20 protein-coding genes are annotated in these 18,824 nt (G+C 46.2%); 8 read left to right on the forward strand and 12 right to left on the reverse strand.

Going from position 1 to position 18,824, the window contains the following annotated elements; translation table 11 throughout:
* Positions 1-2: 2 nt before the first annotated feature.
* The 4 genes from VGD82_RS12470 (at position 3) to VGD82_RS12485 (ending at position 3,981) form a co-directional block, all read left to right on the forward strand.
* A complete protein-coding gene (locus VGD82_RS12470; protein WP_331020666.1) occupies positions 3-1,241 on the forward strand; it encodes an MgtC/SapB family protein in 1,239 nt (412 codons plus the stop codon).
* A 200-nt stretch (positions 1,242-1,441) separates the two neighbouring features.
* On the forward strand, positions 1,442-3,511 hold the full coding sequence (locus VGD82_RS12475) for a carbon starvation CstA family protein (protein ID WP_331020667.1): 2,070 nt from the start codon (positions 1,442-1,444) through the stop codon (positions 3,509-3,511).
* A 12-nt stretch (positions 3,512-3,523) separates the two neighbouring features.
* Positions 3,524-3,715: a YbdD/YjiX family protein gene (locus tag VGD82_RS12480; RefSeq protein WP_331020668.1), complete on the forward strand. Its 192-nt coding sequence runs from the start codon at positions 3,524-3,526 to the stop codon at positions 3,713-3,715.
* Positions 3,706-3,981: a TIGR03643 family protein gene (locus tag VGD82_RS12485; protein ID WP_331020669.1), complete on the forward strand. Its 276-nt coding sequence runs from the start codon at positions 3,706-3,708 to the stop codon at positions 3,979-3,981. Before VGD82_RS12480 ends, VGD82_RS12485 begins: the two co-directional genes overlap by 10 nt.
* Before the next feature lie 37 nt (positions 3,982-4,018).
* On the opposite strand, the gene VGD82_RS12490 is transcribed toward VGD82_RS12485, so the two are convergent.
* The 6 genes from VGD82_RS12490 to VGD82_RS12515 form a co-directional block, all read right to left on the reverse strand.
* A complete protein-coding gene (locus VGD82_RS12490; RefSeq protein ID WP_331020670.1) occupies positions 4,019-4,234 on the reverse strand; it encodes a hypothetical protein in 216 nt (71 codons plus the stop codon).
* A 186-nt stretch (positions 4,235-4,420) separates the two neighbouring features.
* Positions 4,421-5,206, reverse strand: coding sequence for a prolipoprotein diacylglyceryl transferase (lgt, locus tag VGD82_RS12495; protein WP_331020671.1), 786 nt, complete (start codon positions 5,204-5,206; stop codon positions 4,421-4,423).
* A 140-nt stretch (positions 5,207-5,346) separates the two neighbouring features.
* Positions 5,347-5,646, reverse strand: a complete 300-nt coding sequence (locus VGD82_RS12500; protein WP_331020672.1) for a hypothetical protein — start codon at positions 5,644-5,646, stop codon at positions 5,347-5,349.
* An 80-nt stretch (positions 5,647-5,726) separates the two neighbouring features.
* Positions 5,727-6,122 carry an RDD family protein gene (locus VGD82_RS12505; protein ID WP_331020673.1) on the reverse strand — a complete coding sequence of 132 codons (396 nt, stop codon included), beginning with the start codon at positions 6,120-6,122 and terminating at the stop codon, positions 5,727-5,729.
* Positions 6,123-6,187: 65 nt separating this feature from the next.
* Positions 6,188-6,442 (reverse strand): hypothetical protein, encoded by a 255-nt coding sequence (locus VGD82_RS12510; protein WP_331020674.1) that lies wholly within the window; start codon positions 6,440-6,442, stop codon positions 6,188-6,190.
* A 19-nt stretch (positions 6,443-6,461) separates the two neighbouring features.
* Positions 6,462-6,884 carry a hypothetical protein gene (locus tag VGD82_RS12515; RefSeq protein WP_331020675.1) on the reverse strand — a complete coding sequence of 141 codons (423 nt, stop codon included), beginning with the start codon at positions 6,882-6,884 and terminating at the stop codon, positions 6,462-6,464.
* Between the two features lie 136 nt (positions 6,885-7,020).
* Here VGD82_RS12515 and VGD82_RS12520 point away from each other — a divergent pair, with 136 nt between their 5' ends.
* The 4 genes from VGD82_RS12520 to VGD82_RS12535 all read left to right on the forward strand — a co-directional run bounded on the left by VGD82_RS12520 (position 7,021) and on the right by VGD82_RS12535 (position 11,567).
* A complete protein-coding gene (locus VGD82_RS12520; protein WP_331020741.1) occupies positions 7,021-8,025 on the forward strand; it encodes an integron integrase in 1,005 nt (334 codons plus the stop codon).
* A 131-nt stretch (positions 8,026-8,156) separates the two neighbouring features.
* Positions 8,157-10,007 (forward strand): dihydroxy-acid dehydratase, encoded by a 1,851-nt coding sequence (gene ilvD / locus VGD82_RS12525; RefSeq protein ID WP_331020676.1) that lies wholly within the window; start codon positions 8,157-8,159, stop codon positions 10,005-10,007.
* A gap of 64 nt (positions 10,008-10,071) precedes the next feature.
* Positions 10,072-11,010: a D-hexose-6-phosphate mutarotase gene (locus tag VGD82_RS12530; protein WP_331020677.1), complete on the forward strand. Its 939-nt coding sequence runs from the start codon at positions 10,072-10,074 to the stop codon at positions 11,008-11,010.
* A 227-nt stretch (positions 11,011-11,237) separates the two neighbouring features.
* Complete coding sequence (locus VGD82_RS12535) at positions 11,238-11,567, forward strand: c-type cytochrome (RefSeq protein WP_331020678.1); 330 nt, start codon at positions 11,238-11,240, stop codon at positions 11,565-11,567.
* A gap of 94 nt (positions 11,568-11,661) precedes the next feature.
* On the opposite strand, the gene VGD82_RS12540 is transcribed toward VGD82_RS12535, so the two are convergent.
* From VGD82_RS12540 to VGD82_RS12565, 6 genes are all read right to left on the reverse strand, one after another.
* Positions 11,662-13,077 carry an amino acid permease gene (locus VGD82_RS12540; RefSeq protein ID WP_331020679.1) on the reverse strand — a complete coding sequence of 472 codons (1,416 nt, stop codon included), beginning with the start codon at positions 13,075-13,077 and terminating at the stop codon, positions 11,662-11,664.
* A gap of 116 nt (positions 13,078-13,193) precedes the next feature.
* The gene (locus VGD82_RS12545) at positions 13,194-14,534 is read right to left on the reverse strand and encodes a M18 family aminopeptidase (protein ID WP_331020680.1); all 1,341 of its coding nucleotides are present in this window, start codon (positions 14,532-14,534) and stop codon (positions 13,194-13,196) included.
* A 6-nt stretch (positions 14,535-14,540) separates the two neighbouring features.
* Positions 14,541-15,455 (reverse strand): oxygen-dependent coproporphyrinogen oxidase, encoded by a 915-nt coding sequence (hemF, locus tag VGD82_RS12550; RefSeq protein ID WP_331020681.1) that lies wholly within the window; start codon positions 15,453-15,455, stop codon positions 14,541-14,543.
* Between the two features lie 18 nt (positions 15,456-15,473).
* On the reverse strand, positions 15,474-16,742 hold the full coding sequence (gene purD, locus VGD82_RS12555) for a phosphoribosylamine--glycine ligase (protein WP_331020682.1): 1,269 nt from the start codon (positions 16,740-16,742) through the stop codon (positions 15,474-15,476).
* 91 nt (positions 16,743-16,833) lie between these two features.
* Positions 16,834-18,420, reverse strand: coding sequence for a bifunctional phosphoribosylaminoimidazolecarboxamide formyltransferase/IMP cyclohydrolase (gene purH, locus VGD82_RS12560; RefSeq protein WP_331020683.1), 1,587 nt, complete (start codon positions 18,418-18,420; stop codon positions 16,834-16,836).
* A 167-nt stretch (positions 18,421-18,587) separates the two neighbouring features.
* Positions 18,588-18,824, reverse strand: coding sequence for a helix-turn-helix domain-containing protein (locus VGD82_RS12565; RefSeq protein WP_331020684.1), 237 nt, complete (start codon positions 18,822-18,824; stop codon positions 18,588-18,590).

Genomic DNA, 18,824 nt, shown 5'->3' on the forward strand with positions numbered 1-18,824 from the left:
GTATGTTGATTAATACTGCACACTGGTTAAATTTAGCGGTTGCACTGGGCATAGGCTTGCTGATTGGCGCCGAGCGTGAGCGTAGTAAGGGCAGTGGTGGCGAGAGCACAATTGCCGGTGTGCGCACCTTTACCATTGCATCTTTGCTTGGTGCGGTTAGCACTTCGATTAACTTCTGGTTACTGGTTGTTTCTATTATTTGCGTCACCATTTTTGTCGCAACCGCTTACTTCTCAAGAAAAGATAGTGACCCAGGCTTAACCACGGAAATCAGCCTAGTTTTTACTGTTATTTTGGGTGGCTTGGCCATGAGCACTGCTTCTATGGCGGCTAGTTTGGCCGTGGCTGCGGCGATATTGCTTGCTGCAAAACAGCCGATACATGGTTTTGTGCGGGGTGTGGTGACCAAGGATGAGATGATTGACTTCTTGATTCTGGCTGCTGCTACCTTGATTGTATTGCCGTTGGTGCCCAATGAGTTGATTGGCCCATTTGATGCGATTAATCCACGCAACCTATGGTTAATCGTGATACTGGTCATGTTTATCGGTGCGCTCGGGCATTTAGCGCTACGCTTGCTTGGTAGCCGCACAGGCTTGCCATTAGTGGGCTTGGTCTCGGGGTTCATATCCAGCATTGCCACTATTGGTGCGATGGGCGCACGTGTAAAAAAAACGCCAGAGCTGATGGGCACGGCAGTGGCCGGTGCAACGCTATCCAGTCTGTCTACAGTGCTGCAGTTGGCAATGTTGCTGACAGCGATTCATCCATTAACCTTGCATGCTTTAAAAATACCGTTGCTGCTTGGCGGCTTGTCCATCGGCATATATGGCTTAGTGGTGACTTTAAACTCCTTTCATCATCACACGCCTGAACTAGGTAAGCCTAGTAGGTCATTCAGTGTCAAAACCGCAATGACTTTAGCCTTGGTGATTGCGCTAGTACTGGTGGCCTCTGCCGCGCTTAAGGCTTGGTTTGGTCAGGCTGGCTTGGTGGTGGCTTCCGGCGTTGCCGGCCTGGCCGATGTGCATGCCTCCACAATTTCAGTCGCTTCTTTAGCTTCTACGATTAAAATCACGCCTGCCAATGCCGCAGTGGCAATACTGGTGGCGGTTTCAACCAATGCCATCTCTAAGGCGATTACAGCCTTGGTGACAGGCGGCAAGGCATTTTTTCAGCAGGTGACCTTGGGGCTGGTGTTGCAAGTGTCGGTGATGTGGTTAGGGTGGTGGTTGTTTTAATTTTTTACGTATAAGCAGATAAACAAAACAGGGATAGCGTTTATTGCAACATGCTGAGTTACTAAAGTGCTTTTATCTACAATTTTTGTTGATAAAACCCATTTAAAACAATTGGTTCCAAAAATTCCAGTAGTGGGGGTGCGCTTGTGTGATTTATACTAATGCCAACCCTTTTATTTAACTCAAAACGCTTAAATTACATGAACAAAAATATTAAAACCATGCTTTGGGTCGCCGTTGCATTGCTAGGTGCATTTGCTGTTGCCGGCATAGCGTTGAACCGCGGCGAAAGCATTAATGCATTATGGCTGATTACCGCTGCAGTGTGCGTTTACGTAATTGCTTATCGCTTTTACGCGGCGTGGATTGCCGCCAAGGTGTTAGTGATAGATGAAACCCGCGCCACGCCAGCAGAGCGGCTGGATAACGGTAGGGATTTTGTCCCTACTAATAAGTGGGTGGTATTTGGCCATCATTTTGCTGCAATTGCAGGCCCCGGGCCTTTGATTGGGCCTACATTAGCGGCGCAGTTTGGTTATTTGCCAGGCACGTTATGGATTTTAATCGGCGCGGTATTGGGCGGCGCAGTACAGGACATGGTTACGCTGTTTTTCTCAACACGCCGCAACGGACGCAGCCTAGGGCAGATGGCGCGAGATGAAATCGGCGTGGTCGGTGGTAGCGCAGCACTTATCGGTACGTTTCTTATTATGATTATCTTAATTGCCGTGTTGGGGTTGGTGGTCGTTAATGCCATGAAGCATAGCCCTTGGGCAACCTCAACCGTAGCAGCTACCATCCCGATTGCCATGATCGTCGGGGTTTATATGCGCAATATTCGCCCTGGACGTGTGTTAGAGGCTTCTATTATTGGCGTGGTTTTATTATTGCTCTCAGTTGGGCTAGGGGGCTGGGTGGATCATCACGAAACGTTGCGTTCACTATTTGACCATGATGGTTTGCCATTAGCTTACGGCATTATTCTGTATGGTTTTGCAGCAGCAGTATTGCCGGTATGGCTGCTTTTGGCGCCACGTGATTATCTCTCTACTTTCATGAAGCTAGGCACCATTATGTTGCTGGCGATTGCCATCGTGATACTGCGTCCAGATATGCATATGCCGGCAGTGACGCAGTTTGTGGATGGCACAGGGCCGATTTTTGGCGGTAAGCTGTTCCCTTTTGTCTTTATTACCATTGCTTGCGGCGCTATTTCAGGTTTCCATGCATTAATTGCCTCTGGCACCACGCCAAAATTACTTGGTAATGAACGCGATATCCGTATGATAGGTTATGGTGGCATGTTGCTAGAAAGTTTTGTCGCCATTATGGCGATGATTGCCGCAACGGTGCTGGAGCCTGGCGTGTTCTTTGCCATCAACAGCCCTGCAGGTGTGGTGGGTAAAGAAGCAGTAGATGCCATTGCCAAAATTAACAGCTGGGGTTTTGCGGTGACGGTAGAGCAAATGCAGCAGCTTGCCAATGATATGGGTGAGTCCACCTTGTTCTCGCGTACTGGCGGTGCACCAAGCCTAGCAGTGGGTATGGCGAGTATTTTCGGCAGCGCTTTTGGTAAAGAGTTATTGGCGCTTTGGTATCACTTTGCCATTATGTTTGAGGCCATATTCATCCTGACTACGCTGGATGCAGGCACACGCGTTGGCCGTTTTATGCTGCAAGACTTATTAGGCAACTTTAACAAAAAACTGGGCGAAACCTCATATACGCCTTCGGTGATACTGACTAGCAGTATTGTCGTGGCAGGTTGGGGCTACTTCTTGTATATAGGCGTGATAGACCCTAACGGCGGCGTTAATATTTTATGGCCGCTATTTGGCATTGCGAACCAAATGCTTGCGGCCATTGCCTTATGTGTGGCAACAGGCATTCTAGTGAAATCTGGTAAGTTGAAATATGCGTGGGTAACAGGTTTACCGCTGGTTTGGTTGGTGACCATTACCACCTCAGCAGCTTACGAAAAGATTTTTAGTGCTGATGCGCGGGTGGGCTTTTTTGCCGCGGCGAATGATATGGCCGCAAAGTTGGCGGCAGGAACATTGCCAGCTGATAAAGTAAGCGTTGCACCGCAATTGATATTTAACCAGCACTTAGATGCCTATCTCACCATGTTTTTTGTGGTGGTGCTGTGGGTGGTAATACTGGATATGGTGCGATTATGCCTGCGCTACTTGAGTGGCAAGCCGGTATTGCAATTATCAGAAGTGCCGCATGAACCAAGTCGCTTAGTAGAAAACTGGGTGCGCGATTAGTAGGGGATTGGTATGTTAAAGATGTTAAAGAAATTATGGTGCTATGTGCGCCATGTTTCAGGTGATGATGCTTATGAGCAATACTTGAAACATCATGCCGAGTTTCACCAAGCCACGGTAGATGCGCCGCCAGCACTATCGCGCAAAGAGTTCTTTAAGTTATGGCAAGATAGCAAATGGAAAGGCATTAATCGATGCTGTTAAGCTCGGTTAGTGCGCAGCCGTTAGATGAAGCGCAAGTTTCCCGTGTGATAGAAATGGCGTGGGAAGATCGTACCCCGTTTGAAGCAATCGCTTATCAGTTCGGCCTGAATCAAGATGGTGTGATTAAGTTGATGCGCGCTCACTTAAAGTTCAGCTCATTTAAGTTGTGGCGTGCTCGCACCCACGGGCAAACGACCAAGCACGCAAAACTAAGGCCAGATACCGTTACTAGACATAAAGCCAACCACAGAGTAAAACAGTTTTAAAAGTATTTAAAGCCTGCAGTGCTTGCTAAGTGAGTGCTTACTGAGCTCGCCTGCGTTCCTCATGTACCTCTGCCGCAGCCACTCTGCGTTCTGGGCCAGCATATTCTACATATTCATCATAACTCAACTCAGTTACCTCAAAATCAGATTTTGAATGGCTGTTATGGGTGCTGATAAACTCTGGATTTAGCGGACGTGACTTAGCCGTTTGATGGTTTCTAAAGAACACAAGTTTTAGAAGTTTCTTAATCATAGGGCTCCTTACATTAACAGATCAATAACCCGTCAGATAATAAGCCTAATGATTCGTTGCGCCAAGTTAACAATTGTTAACTGAAGGTTGAGAGAGGGTGCTAGCCAGTAGGTGTACCTAGAAACAGATTGTAGGTACACCATACAGCTAAGAAAGTTGAATCAGGTTGCTACTGTGCCGCCTGTACTAAAAACCACGTTTTTTATTGCACAAGGCAAACATCACCACGCCAATTAAAATCATCGGCAAGCTTAACCATTGCCCCATACTTAAGCCCATAGAGAGTAAACCTAAGTAATCATCTGGCTCACGTGTGTATTCCACAATAAATCTGAAGCTACCGTAACCGATTAAGAATAAAGCCGAAATAGTGCCTGTTGCACGTGGTTTTGCTGAGTAGATCCAAAGGATTAAAAACAACAACACACCCTCAAGTGCAAACTCATACAACTGTGACGGGTGGCGTAATGCAGTGTCGACTTTAGGGAAAATCATGCCAAATGGCGCGTTTGTAACTCTGCCCCATAGTTCTGCATTGATGAAATTGCCCATACGTCCGGCACCCAAGCCAATAGGGACTAATGGCGCAACGAAATCCATGATTTTTAACCAGTTTTGCGGATACTTCCTGCCAAAAAGCCACATAGCTACAAGCACACCTAAGAAGCCGCCATGAAAGCTCATGCCGCCTTGCCACACTGCAAAAATCTCTGTGGGGTGGCTGGTGAAATAGCTTAGCTGATAAAACAAGACATAGCCCAAGCGTCCGCCGATGATTACCCCTAATGCACCAAAAAACAGTGCATCATCAAGCATTTGCATGGTCCAGCCATGCCAACTTCTATGGTTGATTTGGTATCTGCCTAAAGCTAAAAATGCCAGGAATCCTAGCAAATACATTAAGCCATACCAATGGATGCCAAAATTACCAAGGTGGATCGCAATAGGGTCAAACTGGGGGTGAACAAACATGAGCGCTAACATCAATTGAATAGAAGTGAGATTTTACCTAAGTTTCGTGAGTTCACAATGACTTAGTTGCGCAGATGTAATTTTATGCAGCCCACTAAGCGAATCACAATGCTCACTTAGCGGGCAGTTGGGAATAAAAATTATACTTGGGCAATATTCAGGCTTGCTCTGGCTTCAGCCATTGTTTGCTCTGAGTCTTTTAACACATAGCCTTTTTCTAACATTCTCGTCATGTACTGTTTATTGTATAAAAAGGAAACAATTAGCTGCCATAAGCCAAAAGTGAACAGTGTGAACAGCATATGCAAGGCAGCAACGCCCAGTTCCCCCCTGAATAAAGGCACTAACCAGCCAAAAAACAGATATGTCCAGCTATATCCAAAGTAGCCATTTTTAGTGAGGCCATTCACTGGGTGCTGAATAATTACTTTTTTTGCCATGTTGCGTTCCTTTTTTGTTATGTCGATATGAAGTTGTTACAAAAGATATAAGGTTTAAATAAGGCTGGGTAAACCGAACGTTACATTTTTACTACTATAGTAGATGCTATAAAGTCACCTAGCCTGCGATGAGAGCCGAAAAAGATAAATACCCAATCAAGAATACCAAATGGAAAAGTAATATTTCTTAAAAATGATTCAGCCAAGGAGCATGGCAGCAATGTTTCTTGATTAACTACTCTTATTTTTAACAGCTTTTTCCCGATGCTCTGACCGTTGGGTAGTGCGTCTGAAAACAGAAAGTAAGTTACTCCAATTGCGATTGCTACAAGAATAGACATGTCCTTACCGATGACTGTATGTAAAAGGTAAAAGGCAATAGCACCCAATAAATAAGCGACAAAACCATCAATAAATTGACCTTGGAACCTCTTGCCTGGGTGGGCTAACTTTATTGCTCTATCTTGCAAATCCAATTATGACTCCTTCTGCTTAACGTCTGAATTGAGGCCGCTGTTAGGTGTCCCGCTTGAATGATGGGTTAGGCTGTAATTTGATAATGCCATAAGCCAATATACATAAATACAATAGATATACCAACATCATACAATGCCTTGCCAGTATTAACTCCCACTCCTAAAATTTTTGCAATTATCTCAGCCAAAGCGCACCCTCGTCCGTGAGTGAGGCTGACTGTTTGAGAGCTTGCATCAAGAAATGCAAAAATCAAGAACAACACAGCTATAGAAACTGATAAAACGAGCACAGGAACTCTTTGTTCTTTAGACGCTTTCACTCTGAGCCTAACGTTTGAATTAAGGGGCGCGCGTCAGCGCGTCCCGCTTGAATGATGGGTTAGAGCGCCAAGCCTTGCCATCTGGGGAAGCCCGCCATTTAGACAAAGATATAAATTCACCCTCGGTGTTATCAATATAAATTTTGTTTCCAATTTGGCTGATATAAAAGTCGTGCCAACGGTGGATATGATCGCCTTCGTCAGAGTAAGCGGAAAGCTTAGAAAAACACTTATTTTTTAAAGTTTCCGTTTCAATTTCCTTTGAAATAATTGGCTTTTTACCTTTATGTGATAACACGTACGATTTCCAGTTTATTACTTCAGGAACTGCCCAGAACTTTGAGATAGCAGCAGATTTTTCAGATTCTGAGATATTGCAGACTGCAAAGGAGCTATAACTTACACAAAGAAAAGTTAAGGTAATAATGGCTCTGAGTATCATGGCGCTCTAACGTAAAGTAGCCATCCTATTTGACGCAAAACTTTGCGTCGATGAATGATTTTTGTAGTTAATTGAATTTAAAGTATATAATAAAATCATATTGTTATAATTTTTTAGTGCTTCCTAAAATAATATGATGACTACGTCAAATACCCCAGTGCCCAGCGAGCCTAAGTTGTTGGATATAGTGCGCGGAAAAATCCGTTTAAAGCATTACAGTATTCGTACTGAGCAAGCTTATTTGGATTGGATTAAACGCTATATTCTGCATTTTGACAAGCAACACCCTAAAGACTTAGGGGCGGCTGAGGTTGAGGTGTTTTTAACGCATTTGGCGGTTGTGCGTAATGTTTCTGCAAGTACGCAAAATCAGGCTAAAAGTGCGCTGTTGTTTTTATATAAAGAGGTGTTAGGTACTGAGTTTCCTTGGTTGGATGATGTTGAGCAGGCAAAAACACCTAAGCGCTTGCCTGTGGTGTTGACGCAGGATGAAGTGGGTAGAGTTTTAAAGCGTTTAGATGGCACGCAGCATTTGGTGGTGAGTTTGCTTTACGGCACCGGGATGCGCATTTTAGAAGCGCTGCGTCTGCGGGTGAAAGATGTGGATTTTGCGCGTAAAGAGATTTTGATTCGTGATGGTAAGGGGTTTAAAGACCGCATCACGATGTTGCCAGTGAGTTTGATTGCACCGCTTAAACTGCATTTTGAAAAAGTTAAAACTTTGCATGAGGCGGATTTGGCGCAAGGTTATGGTGCAGTGTATATGCCGCAAGCTTTAGGTAAAAAGTATCCATATGCGGCACGAGACTGGGGTTGGCAGTATGTGTTTCCTTCAGGCAAGTTGTCGGTTGACCCGCGTAGTATAGATGAAAATGGACAGGGTGAAACGCGCCGTCATCATGTGCAAGATCAGGCGATTCAGCGTGCGGTGCGTCAGGCAGTGGTTGACGCCGGGCTTACCAAGCCAGCTACGCCACATACGTTTCGGCATAGTTTTGCCACTCATTTGCTTGAGAGCGGTTACGATATCCGTACAGTGCAGGAGTTATTAGGACATAGCGATGTTGCTACCACCATGATTTATACGCATGTGCTTAACAAGGGTGGGCGTGGGGTGGGTAGCCCACTTGACGCTTTATAAGGCGTTGGCGTAGGTTTTAGTACTTTTGTATAATGAAGTCATACGTTTCTTTCACATTTCTTTGGCTAGTTGGCGCTAGCTAGTCTAAAATCATACTTTATCTATTAATCAATTTTTTACGGATTTTTATCATGCCAGTTTATCGTTCACATACCACTACTCACGGCCGCAACATGGCGGGTGCGCGCGCACTATGGCGTGCCACTGGCATGAAAGACGGTGACTTTGATAAACCAATTATCGCGGTGGCTAACTCGTTTACCCAGTTTGTACCGGGCCACGTACATTTAAAGGATATGGGGCAATTAGTTGCCCGTGAAATTGAAAAGGCAGGCGGCGTAGCCAAAGAATTTAATACTATTGCGGTAGATGATGGTATCGCCATGGGCCATGGCGGCATGCTGTATAGCTTGCCCAGCCGCGATTTAATTGCAGACAGCGTTGAATACATGGTGAATGCACACTGTGCAGATGCGCTGGTATGTATTTCAAACTGTGACAAAATCACACCGGGCATGCTGATGGCAGCCTTACGTTTGAATATCCCAGTGGTATTTGTATCAGGCGGCCCAATGGAAGCCGGTAAAGTGAACTGGGGTGGCAACACACACAAACTAGACTTGGTTGATGCAATGGTTGCAGCAGCAGATAGCAATGTGAGTGATGCAGAAGCTGACGCGATTGAGCGTTCAGCTTGTCCTACCTGTGGTTCTTGCTCAGGTATGTTTACTGCTAACTCAATGAACTGTTTAACTGAAGCTTTAGGTTTGAGCTTGCCAGGCAACGGCTCAACCTTAGCTACACATGCAGCACGTAAAGAGTTGTTCCTAAAAGCAGGACGTTTGATTGTAGATCTTGCAAAACGTCATTACGAGCAAGATGATTACACCGTATTGCCGCGTAGTATTGCCAATATGAAGGCGTTTGAAAATGCAATGAGCTTAGACGTGGCAATGGGTGGCTCTACCAACACAGTATTGCACTTGCTAGCAGCTGCACATGAGGCTGGTTTAGATTTCACTATGAGTGATATTGACCGCATCTCACGTAAAGTGCCATGCGTAAGTAAAGTAGCACCAGCAACGGCTAAGTACCATATGGAAGACGTGCACCGTGCAGGTGGCGTGATGGGTATTTTAGGCGAGCTTGATCGTGCGGGTGTGATTCACCGTGACACGCCAATGGTACATAGCCCAAGCTTGGGTGATGCACTCAATGAGTGGGATATTAAAGTCACAAAAAATGAGGATGTGAAGAAATTCTTCCGTGCAGCGCCTGGCGGCATTTCAACCACCATCGCGTTTTCTCAAAGTATGCTTTACCCAACACTGGATGATGACAGAAGCGAAGGCTGTATCCGTGATAAAGCGCATGCCTACTCACAAGACGGCGGCTTGGCAGTGCTCTACGGCAACATCGCATTAGATGGCTGTATTGTTAAAACTGCGGGTGTGGATGACAGCATTCTAAAATTTAATGGCCGTGCACGTATTTTTGAAAGCCAAGATGCTGCGGTAGAAGCGATTCTTGCTGATGAAATCGTAGCAGGTGATGTAGTGGTGATTCGCTACGAAGGCCCTCGTGGTGGCCCAGGTATGCAGGAAATGCTGTACCCGACCTCTTACTTAAAATCTAAAGGCTTAGGTAAAGCGTGTGCGTTGCTAACTGATGGGCGTTTCTCAGGTGGTACCTCTGGTTTGAGTATCGGCCATGCTTCACCAGAAGCGGCTGAAGGCGGCGCAATTGGCCTAGTGCAGGAAAACGATACGATTGAAATTGATATTCCAAACCGTACTATTCACCTAGTGATTAGTGATGAAGAAATGGCGCACCGTCGCGCCAAAATGGAAGATAAAGGCAAAGACGCCTGGAAACCGGTTAACCGTGAAAGAGCAGTTTCACCGGCATTGCGCGCCTATGCGGCAATGAGTACCAGTGCTGCACGTGGTGCAGTACGTGACGTTTCTCAAATTGAGAAATAATTTATTCAGATTAAAAGTCACTTTGATAAGTAAAACCTAAAGTGAGCAATTGATAAGGTAATGTATGACATTAGATTCACTAGAAGACCATATCTTTAGAAAAAGAGACGGGCAGGGTTGCTCAACACTGCACCCACATGTGACCGTGACTGAAGACGAAAATGGTTTGCAATATTTAGAGATAGATAACCCATTAGCGACCGCAAAAATTGCGTTGCAAGGTGGCCATGTGATGCAATGGCAGCCTAAAACAGAAAAACAGCCTGTGCTGTGGCTTTCTGATCATGCGCGCTATGTAAAAGGCCGCTCAATACGTGGTGGTGTGCCTATTTGCTGGCCTTGGTTTGGTGCGCATCCAACCGATAGCACCCTGTGCCCACATGGCTTCGCCAGAGTGATTCCTTGGCAGTTGGTAGATGTAGATTCAACAGAAACAGGCGCAACGCGCATTGTGTTGCAAATGATAGAAACACCAGAAGCGAAAAGACAGCTTTCGTACTCATACGTGCTCACTATGATGGTGACTATCGGTAAGCGTTTGAAAATTGACTTGGCTACTACTAATAAATCCGACCATCCATTCTTAATTGGCGAAGCATTCCACACTTATCTTAATGTGAGTGATGTGGGTAATATTAGGGTAACCGGTCTGCAAGATTGCCTGTATGCCGATAAATTGCGCCAGTACAGACGTTACGTAGAGCATAACGTATTGAAGTTTGATGGTGAGTTTGATCGTGTTTACCTAGACCACAATTCAGATTGCTTAATCCATGACCCTGTTTATAACCGTTTGGTTCGTGTCGGTAAATCAGGCAGTGATACTACTGTTGTATGGAGCCCGGGTGCAGAGAAAGCACACGCAATGGGTGATATGGGCGATGCCGATGAGTGGCGTAAAACCGTTTGTGTAGAAACCGCTAATGCATTAGAAAACTCTGTGGTGATTAGCCCGAACAGAACGCATACCATGTCGGTTGAATATAGCGTGGAAGCGCTTTAATTAGCTTTTATTTTTTATTTTAGGTTGCTGTCAACCCGTGACATTGTCGGTACGTTGAGTGTACCCTAGGTACTGCAAATTTATTTTAATTGCTTAAGATTCTATATATTTTAATTGGTTGAGATAGATTTGATTTAACTCACTTGTCATAAGTTAAATTATGAGTATGATATGCGGGTTGTAAAATTTATAACTACTATTATTAAGCGTTAATTCAAGGAGATAGCATGAAAGCTTTATTATTAACAATCGCTACTGCTGGTTCTATGTTGCTTACTGCGCAAGCAGGTGCTGCGGTAGATGCAAAAGCTGCTGAAGCTCTAGCACAAAAAAGTGGCTGTTTAGCATGTCACTCAGTAGATAAAAAAGTATTAGGCCCAGCTTACAAAGATGTTGCGGCTAAATACAAGGGTGACAAAACTGCAGAAGCAAAGCTAGTTGAAAAAGTTAAAAAAGGCGGTAGCGGTGTTTGGGGCCCAATGCCAATGCCACCAATGGGTGCACAAGTTAAAGAAGCTGACATCAAAACAGTAGTTGAATGGGTGTTGTCACTGTAATCGCTTGCTCGAGCTTTTGAATACAATTTAATCGCTTGTCACATAAAAAAAGCCAGCTCAAAAAGCTGGCTTTTTTATTAGGTGTTAGTAGCAGCTATGCTTTATGTTTATGCAGTAAATTCAATTTACTGTGGTGCATAGAGTAAGCAAAGTAAAACACGATACCCACTAATATCCAGGTGCCGAATCTAATCCAGGTACTTGCGGGCAGAAATGACATTAATGCGCCGCATGAAATAACCCCCAACACCGGAATCAGCGGATTCCATGGGTTTTTGAATGGGCGATGCAGGTTAGGTTGACGAATACGCAGAACGATTACGCCAATACATACCATCACAAAACTTGCCAGCGTGCCAATATTCACAGTTTCTGCTAACTCGCCTAAAGGAATAAAGCCAGCCACTAATGACACAACAAAACCGCACATGAGAATAATGCGGGTAGGGGTTTTACGGTCTGGGTTAACTTTTGAGAAAATAGGTGAGATCAGGCCGTCGCGGCTCATTGCAAACAAGATGCGTGTTAGACCGTAGAGCAGAACCAATAACACCGTAATAAGGCCAGCAAGCACACCGGTTGCTACTAGGGTAGATGACCAGGTATGGCCAATTCTGGTGAGCGCATAGGCGACTGGCGATGATACGTTGAGCTCAGTGTAAGATACGATACCGGTAAGCATGCCAGACACGACAATATAAACCAGCGTGCAGAACACCAGTGAGCTAAGCAAGCCTATTGGTAAGTCACGTTGAGGGTTTTTAGCCTCTTCAGCTGCGGTAGAAACCGCATCAAAGCCAAAATAGGCAAAGAACACTAAGGATGCGCCAGCGAGCACACCAATGTTTTTGCCGTTCTCTAATGTGCTAAACCAGCCAAATGGCATAAATGGCTGCCAGTTATCTGTGTTGATATGCGCGGAGGCTAAGGCAATAAAGATGGCGATGGTCGAGAGCTTAATAATGACGATAATATTATTAAAGCGCGCACTTTCTTTAACGCCAATAATTAATAAAATCGTGAGTACCCAAATAATAGAGAACGCTGGTAAATTAATGATGCCGCCCATCACCGGGGCTTTGGTCATGGCCTCAGGTAGGTGTATATTGAAATTAGTGAGGGTGTTGATAAAGTAGCCAGCCCAGCCATTAGCCACGGCAGCAGCGCCTACGCCGTATTCTAGCAGTAGAATCCAGCCCATAATCCATGCGATAAACTCGCCAAATGCCACATAGCTGTAGCCATAAGCGCTGCCTGATCCGCCAACTGAGGCAGCAAGCTCGGCGTATGCTAGCGCGGCAAAACCTGATGCAACGCCAGCAATAATAAACGAGAGTACTACCGCCGGGCCCGACTGCGTGGCCGCTGCAATGCCAGTTAATACAAAGATACCGGTGCCGATGGCGCAGCCTATGCCTAGTAGCGCTAAATCAAACGCTGATAAGCATTTTTTAAGCTCGCTATCAGCGTGAGCGCTGATTATTTTAGTTCTAAGTAGCTGCTTGAGCATAACGGTTATCCCTTTGGTGTATTACGTTATGCATGGCCGATGACGATAAATCGGTCATGCATTGTTAACGGATGCTAAACATTAAACAATTGCTGGTCAATCACCCTCGCGATTAACTAGCTATTAAACAACGCGCTCAGCGCTTGTATCATGTAATAGTGGTCGAGTACGCCTGCGCTTTCTCTAATGCTGTGCATCGCCCACATCGGTGAGCCTACATCCACGCTGGCAACCCCTAAACCTGAAGCAAGAATCGGCCCTATTGTGCTGCCACAGCCTAAATCTGTGCGATGTGAGTATTGTTGTACAGGCACTTTGGCGCGTTCGCACAGCGCAATGAAGCGTGCAGCGGTGTCGGCATTGCTTGCATAGCGCTGGTTGGCATTGGTTTTAATCACTGGGCCTTTGTTGACCATAACGTGGTGACAAGGCTCGTATGCACCAGCATGGTTCGGATGGTATGCATGCGCCATGTCTGCGCTGACAAAAAAGCTTTGCGCCAAAGCACGTAGGCGCTCTTCTTCACTCATACCAACATTACTTGTGATGCGGTTGATTACATCAGACAAAAAGCTACCGCTGGCGCCTGTGGCGCTCTCGCTGCCGACTTCTTCATGGTCGAACAATGCGCAGATATTGCTGCCATCTTGATTGCTGCTATTGAGCATGGCGGAGATTGCTGCGTGGCAGGAGGCTAAGTTGTCTAATTGGCTATTCGCGATGAATTCTTGGTTGGCACCCCAGAATTTACCTTTTTGTGTATCAAACACGTTAAATTCAAAGGTCAGGATGTCGTTCGCTGCAACATTAAGCGCTGCGGCAATGTAAGCCAGAAATTGCTGTTCAGCCGCAATGCCTTCTGCGCTTTCTCCAAACAGTAAGGGTAATTCCGTTTGCTTGTTGAGCTTGAGGCCTTTTTCATTCACTTCGCGGTTCATGTGAATCGCCAAGTTGGGCAGGCGCATCAGTGCGTCGTCAAACTTGAGCAGTTTAATGTCGTGACCTGTTGCCGTGCGTACCGTAACGCGCCCGGCAATGCTTAAGTCACGGTCAGTAAAGGTTGCCAGAATCGGCCCGCCATATACCTCTACGCCTATGCGCAGTAGGCCGTCTGTTTCATAAGCAGCTTTAGGTTTTAGCCTTAGGCTAGGGGAGTCTGTATGCGCGCCCACCATGCGGAAGCCGGTATTGGCGAGTGGCTTGCTGCCGAGGGTGAAGGCAATAATGGAGGAGCCACCGCGTACGACAAAATAACGCTTACCGGTGCTCAATTGCCAGGCTTGCGTTTCGTCTAGCTTGCTAAACCCTGCATTGAGTAGCTGCTGTTCAATCTGCTCAACCGCGTGCCAGGGGCTAGGGCTTAGGTCAATAAAGTTAAGTAAATCTTTTGCTAGCGTGCGTGCTTGGTCAGAAATGCTTATTGGGGTAGAAATATTGACTGGGGTTGAGGTATTCATAAGTGCCTACTGGTTAAGGGAGAGCCAGTCTTTCGCAATAAGAAAGTCAGTATAGAGTTTTGCTTCTGGGCTGCCTGCTTCTGGCTTCCAGTCGTAACGCCATTTCACAATCGGCGGCATGGAAAGCAAAATAGATTCAGTGCGGCCGTTGGATTGCAGGCCGAAAATCGTGCCACGGTCGTAAATTAGGTTAAATTCTACATAGCGGCCACGGCGATAAGCCTGGAAGTCACGTTCACGTTCGCCGTATGGTGTGTCTTTGCGGCGTTGTACGATAGGTAAATAGGCCTGCAAGAATGCATCACCTACTGCGCGATGAAAGTCGAAGCTACGTTCAAAACCGAGTTCGCTGAAATCATCATAAAAAATGCCGCCTATGCCGCGAGGCTCCTGGCGGTGTTTTAAGAAGAAGTAGTCATCACACTCTTTTTTGAATTTAGGGTAAAAGCTGGTATCAAACGCATCTAATACTGTTTTGTTAGTGCGGTGGAAATGTTCAGCATCTTCACTAAAGCCATAGTAAGGGGTTAAATCCATGCCGCCTCCAAACCACCAGATATCCTGCTCGCTGGCATTTTGTGCTTTGGCTACAAAAAAGCGTACGTTCATATGTACGGTAGGTACATACGGGTTACGTGGGTGAAACACCAAAGATACACCCATTGCTTCCCAAGGGCGGCCTGCTGCCTCTGGATGCGCCACACTGGCAGCTGGTGGCAACTTAGTACCTAATACGTGAGAAAAACCTACACCAGCACGCTCAAATACGTTGCCTTCTTCAAGCAGGCAAGATGTGCCGCCGCCACCTTCAGGACGTTGCCAGCTATCTTGTAGAAAATTTTTACCATCCACTAATTCAATGGCCTCTACAATTTTGGCTTGCAGGTTTTGTAAGTAGCTGAAAACGTCTTGAGTGTTCATGTCGTAAGCTCGTATTTCTTAACTTTTAATGGCACGGTAGCCGATATCACTACGGAATTGTGCACCATCAAACTTAATTTCTTTCATGGCTTGGTAAGCTTGCTGCTGTGCAAACTTAACGGTTTCGCCTAGTGCTGTAACGCATAGTACGCGACCGCCGCTGGTGACTACTTTGCCATCTTTTTGTGCAGTGCCTGCGTGGAAAATATGCGTATCTGCTACTTGGTTGGTGAGGCCGGAAATTTCATCGCCTAGTCTTGGTGTTTCCGGATAGTTGGCTGAAGCCATGACTACACCTAGCGCCACACGTCTGTCCCACTCAGCTTCGGCACGGTCTAAGGTGCCATTCACGGCGTGTTCCATCAAGCCTACTAAATCACTCTTCAAGCGCATCATGATAGGCTGGGTTTCTGGGTCGCCCATGCGGCAGTTAAACTCTAAAGTTTTAACATCGCCATTTGGACTGATCATTAAACCTGCGTATAAAAAGCCTGTATATGGGATGCCATCTTTGGACATGCCTTCTACCGTAGGCTTGATAATCTCGCGCATCACTTTGGCGTGGATAGCCGGTGTTACCACCGGAGCCGGTGAGTAAGCGCCCATGCCGCCAGTGTTAGGGCCTTGGTCTGCGTCTAGCAGGCGTTTGTGGTCTTGGCTGGTAGCAAGCGCTAAAATATTTTTGCCATCTACCATCACCATGAAGCTGGCTTCTTCGCCTTCTAGGAACTCTTCAATCACCACGCGTGCACCAGCAGCGCCTAGTTTGTTGTCTTCCAGCATGGCGTCAATTGCAGCATGGGCTTCATCTTCGGTCATGGCAACTACCACGCCTTTGCCTGCAGCTAAGCCATCAGCCTTAATCACGATAGGTGCGCCTTGTTGCTTCACGTAGTCATGGGCAAGTTTAGCGTCGGTAAATGTGCCGTAAGCGGCGGTAGGGATGCTGTGACGCATCATAAACGCTTTAGCGTAGTCTTTAGAAGATTCTAGCTGTGCTGCGGCTTTTGTTGGGCCAAAAATCTTTAAGCCTGCGGCGCGGAATGCATCAACGACGCCTTGAGAGAGGGGGGCTTCTGGGCCCACAATGGTGAGGTATATTTGTTCGTCTTGTGCGAACTTAACTAAATCATCAACTGCGGTAATAGGTACATTAACCATGTCCGGGTTTAATGCGGTGCCTGCATTGCCTGGCGCTACATAAACACGGCTAACCTCTTTGTTGTGAGTAACTTTCCAGGCGAGGGCATGTTCACGACCACCACCACCGATGACTAAAATTTTCATGTATTTGAAACCCTTAAAAATCTTTCGCCACAACCAGTTGTGACACAGGCTGTGGCAAAAAGAAGAACAAACGTATTATTTTAATAATTGTTTAATGCCTAAAGTGGCGAATACCAGTCACGACCATCACCAAACCATGCTCATCAGCTGCAGCAATCACTTCTTCATCGCGCATACTGCCACCTGGATGAATCACGCAAGCTGCACCAGCTTCTGCCAGTACATCAATACCATCGCGGAATGGGAAGAATGCATCAGAGGCAACCACTGAGTTTTTTAATGTGAGGCCAGCATTTTGCGCTTTAATCGCTGCAATTTTAGTGCTGTCCACACGACTCATCTGGCCTGCGCCTACACCTAGTGTCATGCTGTTGCCGCAGAATACAATCGCGTTGGATTTAACGTATTTTGCAACGCGCCACGCAAACAGCATGTCTTGCAATTGCTCTGGGGTTGGTTGTTTTTTGCTGACAATTTTTAAATCGTTAACGCTGATTTCATGGTTGTCTGCAGTTTGAATAAGCAGGCCAGAACCAATGCGTTTGGTGTCATGTGAGTTGCGGCCTTGTGCCCACGCTGTATCGCCACCTTCTGGTAATGCGATTTTAAGTACGCGTACATTGGCTTTAGCACTAAAAATAGCCAATGCTTCAGCGGTGTAGTCAGGGGCGATTAACACTTCTACAAACTGCTTGCTCACTGCTTCTGCCGCGGCTTTATCCAGCGTTGTGTTGAACGCGATAATGCCGCCAAATGCTGAGGTCGGGTCAGTTTGGAATGCTTTGCTATAAGCTTCTAACGCATCTTTACCTAGTGCTACGCCGCATGGATTGGCGTGTTTAACGATCACACAGGCTGTTGAATCAAAACTCTTCACGGCTTCCCATGCTGCATCGGCATCGGCAATGTTGTTGTAGCTTAACTCTTTACCTTGTAGCTGTACTGCTGTCACCAAAGAGCCTGGTGCTGGGTTGGTGTCACGGTAGAACGCTGCGCTTTGATGCGGGTTCTCGCCGTAGCGTAAGTCTTGCAGTTTTACAAAGCGGCTATTGACCTGCGCTGGGTAAGGGTTGCGTGAACCGTCAGCGTTGAAGCTAGAGAGGTAGTCGCTGATGGCGCCGTCGTAGTTGCTGATGCGGTTAAATGCGGCAACAGATAAAGCAAACTTTGTGGCTTGGCTGGTTGCGCCGCCTGTGCTTTTTAGCTCACGTAGTACATCTGCATATTGGCTGGCGTCTGTTACTACGGCAACGTCTTTCCAGTTTTTTGCAGCTGAACGTACCATTGCTGGGCCGCCGATGTCGATGTTTTCAATCGCATCTTCCAGGGTGCAGTTTAGGTTAGCTACTGTGGCTTCAAACGGATAAAGATTCACCACTACCATATCAATGTTAGGGATGTCTTGCGCTTGCATGGCTGAGACGTGTTCTGGCAAGTCACGGCGACCTAAAATGCCGCCATGTACTTTTGGGTGCAGCGTTTTAACGCGGCCGTCTAACATTTCTGGGAAGCCTGTGTAATCACTTACTTCAACGACAGGAATGTCGTTGTCACGGAATAGCTTAGCGGTGCCGCCAGTCGATAAAATTTCAATGCCTAAAGCTTGCAAGCCTTTTGCAAAATCAATAATGCCAGTTTTATCAGAAACGCTAATTAGCGCACGTTTAGTAGTTGCCATAAAATTATTCCATAATACAAATGATAAGCTGTATTCGCTAATTGCCAATACACGTTAAATTTTTGCTGCCGGTTGTTTCCTGGTAACCAAGCGTGGCTGGTTAAATTACCGCCAAACTAAATTGCCAGAATGCAAGATTGGATAAAAAAGCGTGTTACGTGCTTGTTTTATTCGATCTTGTACTGCTGAAGTTTTTTACGCAGGGTGTTGCGATTGATGTCTAGTATCTCGGCTGCCTTGCTTTGGTTGCCGCCTACTTTATGCATGATGTAGCTAAGCAATGGCTTTTCTACGCAGCCCAATACCATATCGTAAACGGCATGGGGCGGCTCACCATCTAAATGGGTAAAATAATCATCTAAAGACTCTTGCACTGCTTGGCTGAGCTTACAATTCTCTGACAT

The organism is Methylotenera sp. (assembly GCF_036401095.1).
Classification (GTDB): domain Bacteria; phylum Pseudomonadota; class Gammaproteobacteria; order Burkholderiales; family Methylophilaceae; genus Methylotenera.

What these genes read in the sequence shown, in the direction of transcription:
- VGD82_RS12565 (WP_331020684.1), bottom strand. Translation starts at nt 18,824, where the DNA reads ATGTCAGAGAATTGTAAGCTCAGCCAAGCAGTGCAAGAGTCTTTAGAT.
- hemF (WP_331020681.1), bottom strand. Translation starts at nt 15,455, where the DNA reads ATGAACACTCAAGACGTTTTCAGCTACTTACAAAACCTGCAAGCCAAA.
- purD (WP_331020682.1), bottom strand. Translation starts at nt 16,742, where the DNA reads ATGAAAATTTTAGTCATCGGTGGTGGTGGTCGTGAACATGCCCTCGCC.
- VGD82_RS12485 (WP_331020669.1), top strand. Translation starts at nt 3,706, where the DNA reads ATGCTGTTAAGCTCGGTTAGTGCGCAGCCGTTAGATGAAGCGCAAGTT.
- lgt (WP_331020671.1), bottom strand. Translation starts at nt 5,206, where the DNA reads ATGTTTGTTCACCCCCAGTTTGACCCTATTGCGATCCACCTTGGTAAT.
- VGD82_RS12515 (WP_331020675.1), bottom strand. Translation starts at nt 6,884, where the DNA reads ATGATACTCAGAGCCATTATTACCTTAACTTTTCTTTGTGTAAGTTAT.
- VGD82_RS12490 (WP_331020670.1), bottom strand. Translation starts at nt 4,234, where the DNA reads ATGATTAAGAAACTTCTAAAACTTGTGTTCTTTAGAAACCATCAAACG.
- VGD82_RS12500 (WP_331020672.1), bottom strand. Translation starts at nt 5,646, where the DNA reads ATGGCAAAAAAAGTAATTATTCAGCACCCAGTGAATGGCCTCACTAAA.
- VGD82_RS12535 (WP_331020678.1), top strand. Translation starts at nt 11,238, where the DNA reads ATGAAAGCTTTATTATTAACAATCGCTACTGCTGGTTCTATGTTGCTT.
- VGD82_RS12540 (WP_331020679.1), bottom strand. Translation starts at nt 13,077, where the DNA reads ATGCTCAAGCAGCTACTTAGAACTAAAATAATCAGCGCTCACGCTGAT.
- VGD82_RS12475 (WP_331020667.1), top strand. Translation starts at nt 1,442, where the DNA reads ATGAACAAAAATATTAAAACCATGCTTTGGGTCGCCGTTGCATTGCTA.
- VGD82_RS12545 (WP_331020680.1), bottom strand. Translation starts at nt 14,534, where the DNA reads ATGAATACCTCAACCCCAGTCAATATTTCTACCCCAATAAGCATTTCT.
- VGD82_RS12470 (WP_331020666.1), top strand. Translation starts at nt 3, where the DNA reads ATGTTGATTAATACTGCACACTGGTTAAATTTAGCGGTTGCACTGGGC.
- VGD82_RS12520 (WP_331020741.1), top strand. Translation starts at nt 7,021, where the DNA reads ATGACTACGTCAAATACCCCAGTGCCCAGCGAGCCTAAGTTGTTGGAT.
- ilvD (WP_331020676.1), top strand. Translation starts at nt 8,157, where the DNA reads ATGCCAGTTTATCGTTCACATACCACTACTCACGGCCGCAACATGGCG.
- VGD82_RS12480 (WP_331020668.1), top strand. Translation starts at nt 3,524, where the DNA reads ATGTTAAAGATGTTAAAGAAATTATGGTGCTATGTGCGCCATGTTTCA.
- VGD82_RS12530 (WP_331020677.1), top strand. Translation starts at nt 10,072, where the DNA reads ATGACATTAGATTCACTAGAAGACCATATCTTTAGAAAAAGAGACGGG.
- purH (WP_331020683.1), bottom strand. Translation starts at nt 18,420, where the DNA reads ATGGCAACTACTAAACGTGCGCTAATTAGCGTTTCTGATAAAACTGGC.